Here is a 16,636-nt window from a genome sequence, read left to right on the forward strand (position 1 = left end):
GCCCTGTCCGCACACTTTTTGGGGTCGGTCTGGCGACTGGCCGACTGGATGGGAACATCTGGCTGGTATTCTATGCTGTATGAATATCCAGCGTTGGCCATTATGTTATCAGCAAAGCCCGACCAGACCCAAGCCATCCTCGCGCATCCTAGGAACTACGCTTTACGCTTAATGCTCACTACACTGGTGCCGGCGCATAGGGCGTCGATCGAGTCAGCCCATGCCTGCATCATTTCTCGACGCTGCTCGACATAGGTCGCATGGTTGTATGTACCGCGAATCTCGTTACTGTCGCCGTGGGCAAGCTGGCGCTCGATCCAATCCTTGTTGTACCCGCGACCATTTAACTCGGTGCTTAACAGGTGACGAAAACCATGGCCGGTCTGCCGACCTTCGTAACCAATTACTCGCAGTGCTTTGTTGACGGTGTTCTCGCTCATAGGTCGTTCTGGATTGGTGCCAGCAAAGACCAGCGTGTAGCGTCCAGTGATCTCATGCAGCTGGCGCAGGATGGTGACGACCTGGCGGGGCAGCGGGACGATATGAGGGCGGCGGGCTTTCATGCGTTCGGCGGGAATTGTCCAGAGAGCGGCATCCAGGTCGAACTCTGCCCAGGGCGCTTGGCGAAGTTCACCAGGGCGAACGGCCGTCAGCGCCAGTAGGCGAATGGCGTGCCGAGTCAGTAAATGGATATTCGCGGCTTCGCTCTTGGCCAAGAGCTCGGGCAATTCGGCAAAAGTGATGTGTGGGTGATGGCGGGCAGCTTTAGTCGGCGCAGCTACCACGTTGAGGTCGGTGGCCGGATTGACCTCTATGACGCCCTTGGCCAGTCCGTACCGGAATATCTGGTGTAGCCATTGGCGGATCTTGCCTGCGGCATTCAGTGTGCCCCTGGCTTCCACCTTGCGCACCAGTTCCACCAGATCGGGCCGGGTGATTGCTCTTACCGGGCGGGCGCCGATACCCGGAATCAAATCATTCTCCAGGTACAGCTTGGCCTTGTAGGTAGTGCTCTCAGCCCACCGGGGAGCATTGTAGGCAAACCATTCTCGCGACAGCGTCTCGAAAGTCAGCCCTTCGACCTTCTGCGCTTGCTTGGCCGTTTTCTTCTGCTCGCCCGGGTCGGTGCCCTCAATTAGTAGCTGGCGCGCTCCATCGCGAAGCTGACGGGCTTTCAGAAGGGTGACCGCAGGGTATGCGCCGAGCGCCAACATCTTCGCGCTGCCGTTGAAGCGGTAGCGGTAGCGCCAGAGCTTTGAGCCCGTCGGGGTGACTTCAAGGCATAGGCCATTGGAGTCGGTCAGCCGGTAAAGCTTTTCCTTCGGTTTGGCGGTGCGGATGGTGGTATCTGACAGTGGCATAGCAGCCCCCCTTGCAGGCCGCACCAGGAGGGCAATTTGCCGCCGCGGTGTGAGTAGATTTCTAGACCGAACTGCATCTACTCGCGAATCTACTCACATATATTTGGGCTTACAAGGGAACGGTTGGAAACCGTAGAAAGCAAAAAACCCGCACTAGGCGGGTTTCTTGTGTGCTTTCAGGTGTGCTTGGCATCACCTGAAAACGAAAGGTGGTGCCCAGAGACGGAATCGAACCGCCGACACGGGGATTTTCAATCCCCTGCTCTACCGACTGAGCTATCTGGGCAACGGGGCGCATTAAAAGGGTTTTTCGGATTTGCGTCAACGACTTTTTTAAAATTTCTTAAATTAATTCCGTCGCTTACGAAATCCGGGGGTTATTCGGCTGGCGGAACGTAGCCTTCGGCCTGAGCGTATTCCTCGCCGGAGAAGTACTTGTCCATTTCGCCCTGAAGAAATTTGCGGTCTTCGGCGTTCATCATGTTCAGGCGTTTTTCGTTGATCAGCAGGGTCTGGTGTTTCTGCCAGTCGGCCCAGGCCTTGGCCGAGACGTGTTCGAAAATGTCCTGGCCCTTGGCGCCCGGGTACGGTGGGCGCTCCAGACCTTCGAGTTGTTCTTTGTATTTGCGGCACATTACGGTGCGGGTCATGTCGACTCTCCTGCATTCAAGACGGCGGCCGCGCGTTCGAGCAAGGTCTTGACCGGGGCGGCGAGGCCCAGGCGCGGCGGGGTGGCGAGGTTATACCAGAGCCAGTCGGCCTCGGCCACGTGACCGCCGACCTCCTGCACCTGAACCAGCCAGGGTTCGATGGACAGCTGGAAGTGGCTGAATGTGTGGACAAGGCTCGGCAGCGCCTGCTGCTCGCCCAGTTCCAGCGAGTGCTGCGCGGCGAGGTGTTGCAGGTCGTCGAGGTCATCGAGCTCCGGCAGGCTCCACAAACCGCCCCACAATCCGCTGGACGGTCGACGATAAAGCAGAATTGCGCCGTTCTCGTTGGCCAACAGCGGCATCAGCGTGCGTTTCTGCGGGATGGCCTTGCGCGGCTTGGGGATCGGGTAACGCGTCTCCAGGCCGAGCAGGTGCGCTTCACAGCCCTTTTTCAGCGGACACAGCAGGCAGCTCGGTTTACTACGGGTGCACAGCGTGGCGCCCAGGTCCATCATCGCCTGGGTGTAGGCGTTGACCCGATCCTGCGGCGTGAAGCGCTCGGCGTTGGCCCACAGCTGTTTCGCGACCTTAGGCTCGCCGGGGTAGCCTTCTTGCGCGGTAAAGCGCGCCAGCACCCGTTTGACGTTGCCGTCGAGAATCGGCGCACGCAGGCCCATGCTGATGCTGGCGATCGCGCCGGCCGTGGACAGGCCAATGCCCGGCAGTTCGGTGAGCTTCTCGACATCCCGGGGAAACTCGCCGCCGTACTGGCTGACGACGATCTTCGCGGTCTTCTGCAGATTGCGCGCGCGGGTGTAGTAACCCAGGCCCGTCCACAAGTGCAGCACTTCATCCTCCGGCGCTTCGGCCAGGGCTTCGACCGTCGGCAGCGCGGCCATGAAGCGGTCGAAGTAATTGAGCACGGTGCTGACCTGGGTCTGCTGCAACATGATCTCGGACACCCACACCCGGTACGGGTTGATGTTCTGTTGCCAGGGCAAATCATGGCGGCCGTGGCGGTCGAACCATTCCAGCACCGCCGTGGAAAACTGCTCCGCTCTCATCGCTTGAACAGCCCCTTCAATGCGTTTTTCAGTTCCGGGCTGACTTTGTCGCCCAGTTTCTCGTCGATTTTTTCGCTGAGCTTGTCGCCGGCCATTTTGGTCGCGACCTGGCCCAGGCGCTCGTTGTCCACGCGGCAGGCCTTGGCGCCCAGTTCCAGCGGGCCACGGCAGCGCAGCGGCCATTCGATGCCGACGAACTTCTCGCCGACCTGGCAGGCCGGATCCGGCATGGCACTGGTATCGCCTTCGACGATGATGCCGACGCGGTAATCCATGCCCAGCACCTTGAGGTCGATATCGCCGTCACCGTTGACGCTCATGCCGGGGATGCGCACTTTCAAGTCCGGGTTGCTGGCCACGCCGTTGCGGAAGGTGAGGTTGCCCTTGAGTTCCTGGAACGGCGTGTCCTTGCCGCGCGGCTCACCGCTCAGGGATTTGCGGTTGAGCGTGGCGATGCCCTTGCACAGTTGCTGCTCAAGGTTGGCGTTGAGCAATACGCCATTGTTGATCACAAAACTGGCGTTGCCGTTGAGGGTGTCGATCAGCGCCTGCTGGCTGTTGCCGCTGCCGGTGACGGTACTGGTGAGATTGACCAGACCTTTGACCGGCGGATTCTTGCCCTGGCTTTCGAGGATTTTCTCCACCGGCACCCGGTTGATCCGGGTTTGCAGGTTCAGCACCGGCGCTGTCTGGCGCACATCCAGCGTGCCCTTGGCTTCGAAGTCGCCGTTGTACAGCTCGCCGCGCAGATTTTCCAGGGTCAGCAGGCCGCCCTGGCCGGTGGCTTTCAGTGCGGCGTTCTGGATCGGCAGCTTGTCGAGGGTCAACTGGCCGAAGGTCAGGTCGGCGTTTACGTCGAGTTTGCTCAGGCGCTCAACCGGGAACAGGCGCTCGGTGCTCCAGGCGCTTTTGCTCGGTTTTTCCGGCAGCGGTGTGCTGCCGGCACCGGCCATCGCATCGGCCTCGGTGTTGGCAACTTCGGCCTGGCGGACCTGGGTGGCGTTGTTGGCTTTCTCCGATTTCGGCGGCAGGTAGCGGTCGACATTGAAGGTGTCGGCCTTGAGGATCGCCCGCAATGATTGTTTGGCAAAGTCTTCGACGGCGATGCGGCCGCTGAAGCTGCTGTCGTCGAGTTTCAGGTTGATGTTGTCCAGCGAAACGCTGGTCGGCGTCGCGGCGACACGGCTGACCAGTTCAACCTTGCTCAGGCTGCCTTCTGCCATGGCTGGCAAGGTCTGACCGATGCTGTCGACGAATTTCGCCAGGTCGAACTGGGCAATGGAAATCCCGCCGGTGATCTGTGGCGTCTTGTCCAGGTCGTTGGCTTTCAGCTCGCCCAAGGCACGCAGCTGATTGACCGACAGCTTGATGCCGGTCCATTCGGCGACGTTGGCGGCCTTGTCCAGCAACAACTGGCCTTGGGCGGCGAAGGTCACGGTTTTGCCTTGCAGCGGATCGCCGGCGACTTCGCCGGAAAGCTTAAGGTCTTCGAACTTGTAGCGTTGCAGGGCGCGCTCGAAGCGCAGCTCGCCGTTAAGCTCGGTGCGCACCCGCAGCACTGGCTGATTGGTGCCGAGAAATGCGGTGGCCTTGACCGGGATGTTGGTCGAATCGTGGACCGCGCCGGTGCTCAGCTGAATGCTTTCGGCGCTGAATTGCTTGCCGGTCAGCTCGTCGTTGTATTCCACGCGGGCGTTGTTGACGGTCAGGCTGTCGATGTCGAGGCGGATCGGCTGGGCCGGTTTTTCCGGTTGCGGGGTGGTCTCGGGTGCGGTTTCGGCGGTGGTGGTCGGTGCCGGTGTGCTGCCGGCCTTGGGCGGCACCTTGCCGATGTCTTCCCAGTTGCCATGACCATTCTTGTCACGATTCAGGCGCAGGTTCAGGCCTTCGACGCGCACATCGCTCATCTGGACTTCGCGGCGCAGCAGCGGCAACACGCGCACGGACAGGCCGAGCATCTGTAGGTCGGCAAACGGTTCGGCAGGCTTGGCCAGAGTAGCGACGCTGGCCTCGTGCAGTTCCAGGCCGAGCCACGGGAACAGGCTCCAGCCGATGTCGCCATTGAGCGTCAGCTCGATGTGGGCCTTGTCGCGGGCAATCTGGCGGATCTCGTCTTTGTAGTCGTTGGGATCAAACAGGTGGGTCAGGGCGAAGCCCGCCGCCACAATGATCAGCAACAGCCCGAGAAGTACCAGACCCAGGATTTTGCCGAACGCTTTCATGGGCGAGTCCTTGTAAGTAGTCGAATTCGTGATTTAGCCGGGGAGTATAGCGCTGCATCAACCCTCGCTGTTGCGGTGCCCCGTCAGCCCGCTGAACCGTGATGTACAGCGCTTCGACAACGATCGGCATCGGGGTTCCCCGGCGTCAGGAGATCAGATGACCCAAAAAAGGTGATGTCAGTTTGGTTTTTCTGTCACGTGCAAATGGTAACCTTCGCCCGTTCGTCCGCCCATCTGCGACTTAACGTCGCGCTTTCAAGGAGCTTCACCCGCAAAAAAACGGTCATGCCTGCGTGCATAAAGGCCGGGGGTGAGCAGTGGCTGGCGAACCATACTAATAATTGGGGGATACATAATGAGCACGACCATTACGGCGGACGGCTTCAAAGCCGATCAGCCCGGGTTCCTGTCCAAGGAACGCATCATCGCCAAGCCCGGTTTCAACCGTTGGCTGGTTCCGCCGGCCGCTCTGGCCATTCACCTGTGCATCGGCATGGCCTACGGCTTCTCGGTGTTCTGGTTGCCGCTGTCCAAGGCGCTGGGCGTGACCGCTCCGGTGGCTTGCGCACCGGACATGAGCTTCATTGCACAAGTCTTCTCGTCGCAATGCGACTGGCCGATCTCCATGCTCGGCTGGATCTACACCCTGTTCTTCATCTTCCTCGGCTGCTCGGCAGCGATCTGGGGTGGCTGGCTCGAACACGCAGGCCCGCGCAAGGCTGGCGTTGTATCGGCTCTGTGCTGGTGCGGCGGTCTGCTGATTTCTGCGCTGGGGATCTATACCCACCAGATCTGGCTGATGTGGATCGGCTCCGGCGTGATCGGCGGTATCGGTCTGGGCCTGGGCTACATCTCACCGGTCTCGACCCTGATCAAGTGGTTCCCGGACAAGCGCGGCATGGCGACCGGCATGGCGATCATGGGTTTCGGTGGCGGCGCGATGGTTGGTGCTCCACTGGCAACCGCATTGATGAGCCACTTCGCTTCGCCGACTGGCGTGGGCGTATGGCAGAGCTTCGTGGCCATGGCTGCGATCTACTTCGTGTTCATGATCGGTGGCGCGTTGGCCTACCGCGTTCCGCCAACCGGCTGGAAGCCTGAAGGCTGGACCGCGCCGGCGAAAAAAGCATCGAACGCGATGATCACCCACCGTCACGTTCACGTGAACGTGGCCTGGAAGACCCCGCAATTCCGTCTGGTGTGGCTGGTGCTGTGCCTGAACGTGTCCGCCGGTATCGGCATCCTCGGCATGGCTTCGCCGCTGTTGCAGGAAGTGTTCGGCGGCAAGCTGCTGGGCAACGACCTGCCGTTCGGTCAACTGGACGCCGGTCAACTGGCTTCCATCGCTGCCATTGCAGCCGGTTTCACCGGTCTGCTGAGCCTGTTCAACATCGGCGGTCGCTTCTTCTGGGCGTCGTTCTCGGACTACCTGGGCCGCAAGAACACTTACTTCGTGTTCTTCGCACTGGGTTTTGCGCTGTACGCGCTGATCCCGAATCTCGGTCACCTGGGCAACGTTGCGCTGTTCGTGGCGGCGTTCTGCATCATTCTGTCGATGTACGGCGGTGGTTTTGCGACCGTGCCGGCGTATCTGGCCGACCTGTTCGGTACGCAAATGGTCGGTGCGATCCATGGTCGTCTGCTGACTGCCTGGGCCGCCGCCGGCGTGCTGGGTCCGGTGCTGGTGAACTACCTGCGTGAGTATCAGCTGAGCATCGGCGTTGAACGCGCCGCCGCTTACGACATCACCCTGTACATCCTCGCCGGCCTGCTGGTGCTGGGCTTCCTGTGCAACCTGCTGGTGCGCCCGGTGGCCGACAAGTACTTCATGACCGACGCCGAACTGGCTGCCGAGCAGGCGCTGGGCCACGACAAGGGTGCTGACGCCAGCACCGTGCTGGAGTGGAAAGCCGCGCCGGGCAGCAAGCCACTGGCGATCGCTGCGTGGCTGGTGGTGGGGATTCCGTTGGCGTGGGGTGTGTGGGTGACCCTGCAGAAGACGGCGGTTCTGTTCCACTAAGACGCTGAAATTGCCGGCCTGATATCTCAGGCCGGCACCAACACCTGTGGGAGCGAGCTTGCTCGCGAAGAGGGTAGATCAGTCGACATCGTTGTCGGCTGACCCACCGATTTCGCGAGCAAGCTCGCTCCCACATTTGTTTTCAGGCTGCCTGTAATGGCTTGTATGGACATGTCTACCCGCGACGGCCGGGGGTTCTATCCGTCAGTCATTGCACCTCTCGTGTTTCTGTTTCGGCCCCGCGCCCCTATAATGGCTGCCTTTTTCGCCCAATGATTTTGCGGAGCTGGTGATGGCCGAACGTAAGGCGTCTGTCGAGCGCGACACTCTGGAAACCCAGATCAAAGCCTCGATCAACCTTGATGGCACCGGAAAGGCCCGATTCGATATCGGTGTTCCTTTTCTTGAGCACATGCTGGACCAGATCGCCCGTCACGGGTTGATCGACCTGGATATCCAATGCAAGGGCGATCTGCATATCGACGACCACCACACGGTGGAAGACGTCGGTATCACCCTCGGCCAGGCCTTCGCGCAAGCCATTGGCGACAAGAAAGGCATCCGTCGCTACGGCCACGCCTACGTGCCGCTCGATGAAGCGCTGTCGCGCGTGGTGATCGACTTCTCTGGCCGCCCGGGCCTGCAGATGCACGTGCCGTACACCCGCGCCACCGTCGGCGGCTTCGACGTCGACCTGTTCCAGGAATTCTTCCAGGGCTTCGTCAACCACGCGTTGGTCAGCCTGCACATCGACAACCTGCGCGGCACCAACACCCACCACCAGATCGAAACCGTGTTCAAGGCTTTCGGCCGCGCGCTGCGCATGGCCGTCGAGCTGGACGAGCGCATGGCCGGCCAGATGCCTTCGACCAAAGGCGTCCTGTAATGCAGACCGTTGCAGTTATCGATTACGGCATGGGCAACCTGCACTCGGTGGCCAAGGCCCTCGAGCACGTCGGTGCCGGCAAGGTGCTGATCACCAGCGACGCGGCAGTTATCCGCGAAGCCGACCGGGTGGTTTTCCCCGGCGTCGGCGCGATTCGCGATTGCATGGCGGAGATCCGTCGCCTCGGTTTCGACTCGCTGGTGCGTGAAGTCAGCCAGGATCGTCCCTTCCTCGGCATTTGCGTCGGCATGCAAGCCTTGCTCGACAGCAGCGAAGAGAACGACGGCGTCGACTGCATCGGCCTGTTCCCGGGCGCGGTGAAGTTCTTCGGCAAAGACCTGCATGAAGACGGCGAACACCTGAAAGTCCCGCACATGGGCTGGAACGAAGTGAAGCAGGCGGTGGATCACCCGCTGTGGCACAACATTCCGAACCTGGCGCGCTTCTACTTCGTGCACAGCTACTACATCGCCGCCGGTAACCCGCGGCAGGTGGTCGGCAGCGGTCATTACGGTGTCGATTTCGCTGCGGCGCTGGCCGAAGGTTCGCGTTTCGCCGTGCAGTTCCACCCGGAGAAGAGCCATACCCATGGCCTGCAATTGCTGCAGAACTTCGCCGCGTGGGACGGTCGCTGGTAAATGGCCGTCAAGAAATCCAGGCCGCCGATCCTGACCCTCACGCCTGAGCAGGAGAGTGAGGCCAACCGCAAGATTCAGCGGTTCATGGAGGATCGTTTCGAACTGGACCTGGGTTCGTTCGAGGCTGCGGAAATTCTTGAGCTGTTTACCCGCGAAATTGCTCCGCACTATTACAACAGGGCGATTTTCGATGTGCAGACCCACCTCAAGGAGCGGTTTGAAAGCATTGAAAGCGACCTGTGGGCGCTCGAGAAAAACTGATTTCCGAGCCAAGCTGAACATTCAAATTTGAAGGTTTGCCAGATGCTGATTATTCCCGCTATCGATCTCAAAGACGGTGCCTGCGTACGTCTGCGCCAGGGCCGCATGGAAGATTCCACAGTGTTCTCCGATGATCCGGTGAGCATGGCTGCCAAGTGGGTGGAGGGCGGTTGCCGCCGTCTGCATCTGGTCGACCTGAACGGCGCTTTCGAAGGGCAGCCGGTCAACGGCGAAGTCGTCACCGCAATCGCCAAGCGCTACCCGACCCTGCCGATCCAGATCGGCGGCGGCATCCGTTCGCTGGAAACCATCGAGCACTACGTCAAGGCGGGCGTCAGCTACGTGATCATCGGCACCAAAGCGGTGAAGGATCCGGCGTTCGTCGCTGAAGCCTGCCGCGCGTTCCCGGGCAAGATCATCGTTGGTCTGGACGCCAAGGACGGGTTTGTCGCCACCGATGGCTGGGCTGAAATCAGCACCGTGCAGGTCATCGACCTGGCCAAGCAGTTCGAAGCCGACGGCGTGTCCTCGATCGTTTATACCGACATCGCCAAAGACGGCATGATGCAGGGCTGCAACGTTCCGTTCACCGCTGCACTGGCGGCTGCCACCAGGATCCCGGTGATCGCTTCCGGCGGCATTCACAACCTGGGTGACATCAAGTCGCTGCTCGACGCCAGGGCGCCGGGCATCATCGGCGCCATCACCGGCCGGGCGATCTACGAAGGCACTCTCGACGTCGCCCAAGCGCAAGCTTTCTGCGACTCGTACCAAGGCTGAGGACTGACCATGGCGCTGGCCAAACGCATCATCCCTTGCCTGGACGTGGATAACGGTCGGGTCGTCAAAGGTGTGAAATTCGAGAACATCCGTGACGCCGGCGATCCGGTGGAAATCGCCCGTCGCTACGACGAGCAGGGTGCCGACGAGATTACCTTTCTCGACATCACCGCCAGCGTCGATGGCCGTGACACAACACTGCACACCGTCGAGCGTATGGCCAGCCAGGTGTTCATTCCGCTGACCGTCGGCGGTGGCGTGCGTACCGTGCAGGACATCCGCAACCTGCTCAACGCTGGTGCGGACAAGGTCTCGATCAACACCGCTGCCGTGTTCAACCCGGAATTTGTCGGCGAAGCGGCGCAGCATTTCGGCTCGCAATGCATCGTCGTTGCCATTGACGCGAAGAAGGTTTCGGGCCCGGGCGAAACCCCGCGCTGGGAGATCTTCACCCACGGTGGCCGCAAACCGACCGGCCTCGACGCGGTCGAGTGGGCGAAGAAAATGGAAGGCCTGGGTGCCGGTGAAATCCTCCTGACCAGCATGGATCAGGACGGCATGAAAAACGGCTTCGACCTCGGCGTGACCCGCGCCATCAGCGATGCGCTGGGTATTCCGGTGATCGCGTCCGGCGGCGTCGGCAACCTGCAGCATCTGGCTGACGGCATTCTTGAAGGCCACGCCAGCGCAGTACTGGCGGCAAGTATTTTCCACTTCGGCGAATACACCGTTCAGGAAGCCAAGGCTTATATGGCTCACCGCGGCATCGTAATGCGTTAAACGATACAGGCCAGTGGACAGCATGGCGTACCCAAGGCACTCTTGGGCACGCCATGGATTTCGGTAGCCCGACATGATCAAACGCCTGTTTCTCGCTCTCGCCAGTGTCTCCGTGTTGTTGATCAACACCGGCCACGCCGAAGAAAGTCCCGACACCGATCTGGTGCTTCTTACCGAAAACTTCCCGCCGTACAACATGGCGAAGAACGGCAAGAATTTCGCCCAGGATGAAAACATCAACGGCATCGCCACGGACATCGTGCGCGAGATGTTCAAGCGTGCCGGCATCACTTACAGCCTGACCCTGCGCTTCCCCTGGGAGCGGGTTTACAAACTGGCGCTGGAGAATCCCGGTTACGGTGCGTTCGTCATGGCGCGCCTGCCGGATCGCGAAAAACTCTTCAAGTGGGTCGGCCCGATCGGCCCGGACGACTGGGTCATGCTGGCCAAGGCCGACAGCAAGATCACCCTCGAAACCCTCAATGACGCGCGCAAATACAAGATCGGCGCCTACAAGGGCGATGCCATCGCCGAGACGTTGACCAAACAGGGTCTGAAGCCGGTGGTGGTGCTGCGCGATCAGGACAATGCCAAAAAACTTGTCAGCGGCCAGATCGACCTGTGGGCCACCGGCGATCCTGCCGGCCGTTATCTGGCGCGGCAGGATGGCGTGATCGGGCTGAAAACCGTGCTTCGCTTCAACAGTGCCGAACTGTATCTGGCGCTGAACAAGGACGTACCGGATGCAACCGTTGCCAAGTTGCAAGCTGCGCTGGATCAGATGCGCAAGGATGGCGTGGTCGACGAGATCATGGGGCGATATCTGTAACCGCTGCGGGTTCAGCCGGTGGTTGCGGTTTAACTGCGACCTCCGCCACCGGCGGCTCTTCAGGCTCTTTTGCCGGTTCAGTGACGGTCGGTTCCGCGGGTTCTTCGAGCGGTTCCTTCACGCGTTCGAGTTCAGGCTCGACCGGGCAATCCGTCATATGCAGGCTGTCCATGTCGGTAAAGCTGAAATGACCTTCCACTTGTGAGCCGTCTTCGCGCAACAGTCGATAGTCGCTCTGCAAGACGTAAACCGCCGCGAACCGGTTTTTTGCAACGAGTGCGATGACCTCTGCGTCCGAAGAGTTCACCCATTCGAAAGGTTCTGACTCGGCGTTGAAGAAGCTGTTGTGCAATTTGGCCGAGCAGATGATGACAGGCTCAGGTAAAGACCTGCTTGGTGACCATTGATCGCCGATTTCAATACCTGTGTTACGGCAGAACTTGCGCAACGTCTCCCAGGACTGGGTACGGCCGGCCTTCGATTTGAGCGCTCGGTTCATGTCTGTACTGTTTTGCCCCTGGCCGACAAGCAAATAGCGATCTGTTCTCTCCAGGCTGTAAAACGGTGAGGTGCGCAGTTGTTCAAGGTTTGCCATGAGTGAGTCGTTTACCGCGAACCACGGCAACTGCACCACTCGTGTGATCTTCGCTGGTGTAAGGGCGGCAGAGGCATCGTGCCCGGTGAGTACGGGGGCGGCTGGTGGTGACTCGACCTGAAGGGGAATCTGCATCCGCAAGGCATAGGCGATGATTGGCGACGCAGGCTTGCCGTAGCCGTTTTCGCCAATGAACGTGCCCGGAGCAAAGTAGATTTCCCCTGCGGGCGCTGCGGGAGGCTTGACGCTCCAGGCGCTGAAATCGCGGTCGGCTCCGCTGCCCTTGTCGCTCCAGATCAGGTCGCCGGTACTGGCGGCGATCACCAGGTCGGTGCGCACACAACGAACGGCATTGAAGGAAGGCTTGCTGCGGTCGTTGGAGCACACCAGCCCGAGAGCCACGTAACCTTGCGGAGGGATCGGCCGCCAGACAGAGCAGTCGCCGTTGGCGTTCGAGCCGATATCGTTCCAGACGAGTTGGTAATCATCCGGCCTGCTCAGTGCAGGACCTTTGCCCGGCTCGGTATTTTGCAGATCCCCCTCGCGGACGACAGCCATCACCTTCTTATCGTTGATGTTGTCTCGTCCGGCGACAACGAGATCACCCAACGGAAAATAACCGGGTAGCAGGTCGGGAGCCGGTGTCGGACGCCAGAAACTGCCGGGTTTTGACTTCGAGCCGGTGTTGTCCCAGATCCGGTGGAACTCGGTGGTGAAATTGATCAGCAGGTTTTCAACCGCTATGGGTTCCATCTGCCGAACAGGCAAATGAAGATTGGTTTGGGTGTTCATGATTGATCCCGAATAAAGAAACGGCTCGGTGTGGCCGCGACGGGTCTCAATATCCGGGTAGCGAGGGGGCTGGCTGCGGTATCTATCTATCGCTTCGTGACAGCTTGTTACCGATAAACGCCGTCTTTCCCATGAGCGGCGGTGGCCCGATTGCTGCGCACGCTGATCATCTGCTTGATGTCGATCCACTCGATGCCTTGAGCTTTCAATTTCGGCAGCTCGCGCTCCAGCACGGCCAGGGTCTGCGGATAGGGATGGCCGATCATCACTGCCGAACCCTGTTTGTGCGCCAGGCTGATTGCGGTCTGCAATTGGGTCAGGATCGCCGCTTCGGTGCGCTCATCATCGAGAAACACATCCCGCGAAACGCTCGCCAGATCGATCTTCTGCGCCTGTTGCGCTGCGACGGTCTGCGCGCTGGTGCGACTGTCGACGAAGAATTTGTGGCGGCGCTGCAACTCGCCCATCAGCCACGCCATCGCCACTGGTTGAGCGGTCATGCGGCTGCCCATGTGGTTGTTGATACCTGCGGTGTACGGGACCATTTTGAACGCGGCGTTCAGCCGTTTTTCCAGCTCTTCGATCGGCAGTTCGGGATGCCAGGCGAACGGACCGGTGGCCGGGTCCATCGGCATGTGCAGGATCACGATCTTGCCGGCGCGATGGGCTTCGCGGGCGAATTCGGTGGCGTGCGGGGTGTCGGGCATGATCGCCGTGGTCACCGGCCCGGGGAGGGCCAGCACGCGGCGATCCCGGGGCAGGTTCTGCCCCAGGTCGTCGATGATCAGTGTCAGGTAGGCTTTTTGAGGTGTTGGTCTGGCAGGTTCTGCATGAGCAGCACCCGCCAGACAGCACAGCAGGACGAAGAGAAAACGCAAGGACATCCTCAACGGCCGGACGTGATGCTCAGGCCTTTGAGCAGGCTCAGGGCCTGGGCCAACTGGTAATCGTCATCCTGCGGCATCGCCTTGGCCTTGCCGCCCGAACCGGTTGGACGGTCCGCGCCGCCGTTGCCGTTGCCCAGGTGACCTTGCAGGTCGGCTTCCTTGAAGTAGTCGCCGTCTGCCTCGTTGGTGATCTTGGCCTTGCGTACCTCGATGTCCGGGACGATGCCCTGGGCCTGAATCGAGCGACCGTTCGGCGTGAAGTACAGCGCAGTGGTGATCTTCAGCGCGCGGTCGTTGTTCAGCGGCAGCACGGTCTGCACCGAGCCCTTGCCGAAACTGGTGGTGCCCATGACCACGGCGCGTTTCTGATCCTGCAGGGCGCCGGCGACGATTTCCGAGGCCGAGGCGCTGCCACCGTTGATCAGCACAACCATTGGCACCGCTTCGCTTTCGTCCTTGCCGGTGGCGGAGAAGCGCAGTTCGGAGTTGGCGATCCGGCCCTTGGTGTAGACGATCAGGCCTTTGGTGATGAAGTGGTCGACCACTTCCACCGCTGCCTGCAACACGCCGCCCGGGTTGTTGCGCAGGTCGAGGATGATGCCGTTGAGCTTCTTGCCGTTGTCCTTGCGCAGTTTGGCCAGGGCCTTGGAGACCTCTTCGCCGGTCTTGACCTGGAACTGGGTGATGCGGATCAGGCCATAACCCGATTCCAGCAGTTGCGCCTTGACGCTCTTCACCTGAATCACGGCGCGAGCAAGGGTCACGTCGAACGGCGTGCCGCCGTCGCGAACCAGGGTCAGGGTGATCTTCTGGCCGATCTTGCCGCGCATCTTGTCCACGGCTTCGGTCATGGTCTGGCCACGGGTCGGCGCGCCGTTGATCTTGACGATGAAGTCGCCGGCCTGGATGCCGGCCTTCGACGCCGGCGTGTCGTCGATTGGCGACACGACCTTGATGAAGCCGTCTTCGGCGCCGACTTCGATGCCCAGGCCGCCGAATTCACCGCTGGTGCTTTCCTGCAACTCGGCGAAATCCTCGGGACCAAGGTAGGCGGAGTGCGGATCAAGGTTGCTGAGCATGCCCTTGATCGCGTTTTCCAGCAGGGTCTTGTCGTCCACCGGTTCGACATAGGCGGCCTTGATTCGGTCCATGACCTCGGCAAAGGTGCGCAACTCTTCCAGCGGCAATGGCGCCTTGGAGGTCGCGGCAGTGCCTGCCGGAGCGACAGCCGGGGCCGGTTGAGCGGCAAACGCCAGAGGCGCGCCGATCACCAGGGCGATCGTCAGGGCCAGCGAGGTAAGGCGGGACAAATGCAGCATGTCGAACGAACTCCTAATTTAGGTTGCCCGCGCTTATCCTTGCGCGCGGCACCATTGCGCCGGATCACTCGGGTGACCCTGCTGACGAATTGCGAAATACAGCGCCGGAGTGTCCTGGCCGCCACTGTTACCCACAGTGGAGATGGACTCGCCGGCCTTAACCACGTCACCCGCCGACTTCAGTAGCGTCTGGTTGTGACCGTAAAGACTCAGAAAACCGTTGCCGTGGTCGAGGATCACCAGCAGCCCGGCGCCGCGCAACCAGTCGGCAAACACCACGCGCCCGCCGTGTACGGCATGCACCTGGCTGCCGGCGGAGGCGCTGATCATCACGCCGTCCCACTTGGTGCGGGCATCGTCGCCACGGGTTTCGCCGAAGCGTGCCAGCAGTCGACCATCAACGGGCCATGGAAGTTTTCCCCGACTAGACGCAAAAGGGCCACCGAAGGTCTCGCCGCCGCTGGACACCAGGGCGCCGGGAGTCGATCTGACCGGTTTGCGTGGGGCGTCGGTGTTTTCCGCCTCGGCCTCACGCAAGCGCTTTTTTTCGGCTTCCTGCTGGGCGATGAGCGCTTTCTGCCGCGCTTCTTCTGCCTCACGGGCCTGGCGGGCCAGGGTTTCTTCAATGGTTTTAAGGACTTTAGACAGGTCTGCCTGATCCTGCTCGCGGGCGGCCAGTTTCTGGTCCCGGGCTTTCACGTCTTCATTGAGTTTGGCGAGGGCCTGCTGGCGCTCCTTGCGGACTTTGTCGAGCGCTTCGCGCTGAGTGTCGAGATCGCTTTGCTGCGCCAGCAATTGCGCCTGCTGCAAGCCGATGTCCTTTTCGACATTGGCCAGTTGGCGCAGGGTTTCGTTGAAGCTTTTCAGCTGCTCCAGGCGAGCCTGGCTCAGGTAGTCGTAATAGGTGAGGGTGCGGGCGAATTTCTCGGGGTTCTGCTGGTTGAGCAGCAGCTTGAGGTATTCCTGGCGACCATTCTGGTAGGCGGCGCGGGCCTGGATGGCGATCAGTCGCTGCTGTTCAGTGCGCGCGCTCTGGAGTTTTTTTTTCTCCGCATCGAGCCGCTGCAGCTCGGATTCGCTCTTTTTCAGCTCTTTCTGCAGGGCTTCGACCTGTTTCTCGAGCTTGCCCATCTCGGTTTCAGTGCCCTTGAGCTCCTTTTGCACGCCGGATTTTTCTTCCTGGAGCTTGCCCAGCAGTTTTTTCAGCTCGGCGATGTCCTGGCGCGTGGCGTCCAGTTGCTGTTGGGTTTGCGCGCGCTCATCCGCGAAGGCCGGTTGGAGCAGGCATGTCAGAGCGAGGGCGATCAGGACGCGAAGCATAGAGGCGGGCGGCACCAGGGTAAGGGACGGCCTAGTATGCCCGCCCGACGCGGCAAAAAAAACGCCCAATTGGGACTGTGTGATAACCGGGGTGCCGGACAGAGTGAAATCCTCTTTGAAAACCCCAAAAACCAATGTGGGAGCTGGCTTGCCCGCGATGGCGTCTGAACATTCAACATAATTGTCGGCTGTCAGATTGCTATCGCTGGCAAGCCAGCTCCCACAGGGTTTT

General features: G+C 60.7%; 15 protein-coding genes and 1 tRNA gene. 7 read left to right on the plus strand and 9 right to left on the minus strand.

What is annotated here, in order from left to right:
- Window positions 1–155: 155 nt before the first annotated feature.
- From MKZ87_RS13965 to MKZ87_RS13985, 5 genes are all read right to left on the minus strand, one after another.
- The gene (locus MKZ87_RS13965) at window positions 156–1,361 is read right to left on the minus strand and encodes a tyrosine-type recombinase/integrase (protein ID WP_266201137.1); all 1,206 of its coding nucleotides are present in this window, start codon (window positions 1,359–1,361) and stop codon (window positions 156–158) included.
- A gap of 210 nt (window positions 1,362–1,571) precedes the next feature.
- A tRNA-Phe gene (locus tag MKZ87_RS13970) sits at window positions 1,572–1,647 on the minus strand.
- Window positions 1,648–1,738: 91 nt separating this feature from the next.
- The gene (locus MKZ87_RS13975) at window positions 1,739–2,011 is read right to left on the minus strand and encodes an oxidative damage protection protein (protein ID WP_007952551.1); all 273 of its coding nucleotides are present in this window, start codon (window positions 2,009–2,011) and stop codon (window positions 1,739–1,741) included.
- On the minus strand, window positions 2,008–3,075 hold the full coding sequence (mutY, locus tag MKZ87_RS13980) for an A/G-specific adenine glycosylase (RefSeq protein WP_085702710.1): 1,068 nt from the start codon (window positions 3,073–3,075) through the stop codon (window positions 2,008–2,010). The genes MKZ87_RS13975 and mutY overlap by 4 nt, the downstream gene beginning before the upstream one ends.
- Window positions 3,072–5,297, minus strand: coding sequence for an AsmA family protein (locus tag MKZ87_RS13985; protein WP_085698053.1), 2,226 nt, complete (start codon window positions 5,295–5,297; stop codon window positions 3,072–3,074). Before MKZ87_RS13985 ends, mutY begins: the two co-directional genes overlap by 4 nt.
- Window positions 5,298–5,652: 355 nt before the next feature.
- Between MKZ87_RS13985 and MKZ87_RS13990 the strand changes: the two genes are divergently transcribed.
- The 7 genes from MKZ87_RS13990 to MKZ87_RS14020 all read left to right on the plus strand — a co-directional run bounded on the left by MKZ87_RS13990 (window position 5,653) and on the right by MKZ87_RS14020 (window position 11,491).
- Window positions 5,653–7,317: an OFA family MFS transporter gene (locus tag MKZ87_RS13990; RefSeq protein ID WP_085611172.1), complete on the plus strand. Its 1,665-nt coding sequence runs from the start codon at window positions 5,653–5,655 to the stop codon at window positions 7,315–7,317.
- A 292-nt stretch (window positions 7,318–7,609) separates the two neighbouring features.
- Window positions 7,610–8,203 carry an imidazoleglycerol-phosphate dehydratase HisB gene (gene hisB, locus MKZ87_RS13995; protein ID WP_039764670.1) on the plus strand — a complete coding sequence of 198 codons (594 nt, stop codon included), beginning with the start codon at window positions 7,610–7,612 and terminating at the stop codon, window positions 8,201–8,203.
- Window positions 8,203–8,841, plus strand: coding sequence for an imidazole glycerol phosphate synthase subunit HisH (gene hisH, locus MKZ87_RS14000; protein ID WP_085698054.1), 639 nt, complete (start codon window positions 8,203–8,205; stop codon window positions 8,839–8,841). Before hisB ends, hisH begins: the two co-directional genes overlap by 1 nt.
- Window positions 8,842–9,102, plus strand: a complete 261-nt coding sequence (locus tag MKZ87_RS14005) for a DUF2164 domain-containing protein (protein ID WP_056787227.1) — start codon at window positions 8,842–8,844, stop codon at window positions 9,100–9,102.
- Window positions 9,103–9,144: 42 nt separating this feature from the next.
- Window positions 9,145–9,882 (plus strand): 1-(5-phosphoribosyl)-5-[(5-phosphoribosylamino)methylideneamino]imidazole-4-carboxamide isomerase, encoded by a 738-nt coding sequence (hisA, locus tag MKZ87_RS14010; RefSeq protein ID WP_085698056.1) that lies wholly within the window; start codon window positions 9,145–9,147, stop codon window positions 9,880–9,882.
- A 9-nt stretch (window positions 9,883–9,891) separates the two neighbouring features.
- Window positions 9,892–10,662, plus strand: a complete 771-nt coding sequence (gene hisF / locus MKZ87_RS14015; protein ID WP_007897430.1) for an imidazole glycerol phosphate synthase subunit HisF — start codon at window positions 9,892–9,894, stop codon at window positions 10,660–10,662.
- A gap of 73 nt (window positions 10,663–10,735) precedes the next feature.
- Window positions 10,736–11,491 (plus strand): substrate-binding periplasmic protein, encoded by a 756-nt coding sequence (locus MKZ87_RS14020; RefSeq protein ID WP_266201143.1) that lies wholly within the window; start codon window positions 10,736–10,738, stop codon window positions 11,489–11,491.
- On the opposite strand, the gene MKZ87_RS14025 is transcribed toward MKZ87_RS14020, so the two are convergent.
- The 4 genes from MKZ87_RS14025 to MKZ87_RS14040 all read right to left on the minus strand — a co-directional run bounded on the left by MKZ87_RS14025 (window position 11,472) and on the right by MKZ87_RS14040 (window position 16,404).
- Window positions 11,472–12,878, minus strand: coding sequence for a Vps62-related protein (locus MKZ87_RS14025; protein WP_266201145.1), 1,407 nt, complete (start codon window positions 12,876–12,878; stop codon window positions 11,472–11,474). The genes MKZ87_RS14020 and MKZ87_RS14025 overlap by 20 nt on opposite strands.
- Before the next feature lie 107 nt (window positions 12,879–12,985).
- Window positions 12,986–13,762, minus strand: coding sequence for a divergent polysaccharide deacetylase family protein (locus MKZ87_RS14030; RefSeq protein ID WP_085698059.1), 777 nt, complete (start codon window positions 13,760–13,762; stop codon window positions 12,986–12,988).
- Window positions 13,763–13,764: 2 nt separating this feature from the next.
- The gene (locus MKZ87_RS14035; RefSeq protein WP_085698060.1) at window positions 13,765–15,084 is read right to left on the minus strand and encodes a S41 family peptidase; all 1,320 of its coding nucleotides are present in this window, start codon (window positions 15,082–15,084) and stop codon (window positions 13,765–13,767) included.
- A gap of 33 nt (window positions 15,085–15,117) precedes the next feature.
- A complete protein-coding gene (locus MKZ87_RS14040; RefSeq protein ID WP_085698061.1) occupies window positions 15,118–16,404 on the minus strand; it encodes a murein hydrolase activator EnvC family protein in 1,287 nt (428 codons plus the stop codon).
- Between the last annotated feature and the right edge of the window lie 232 nt (window positions 16,405–16,636).

This window comes from Pseudomonas sp. MCal1, assembly GCF_026341415.1.
GTDB lineage: Bacteria > Pseudomonadota > Gammaproteobacteria > Pseudomonadales > Pseudomonadaceae > Aquipseudomonas.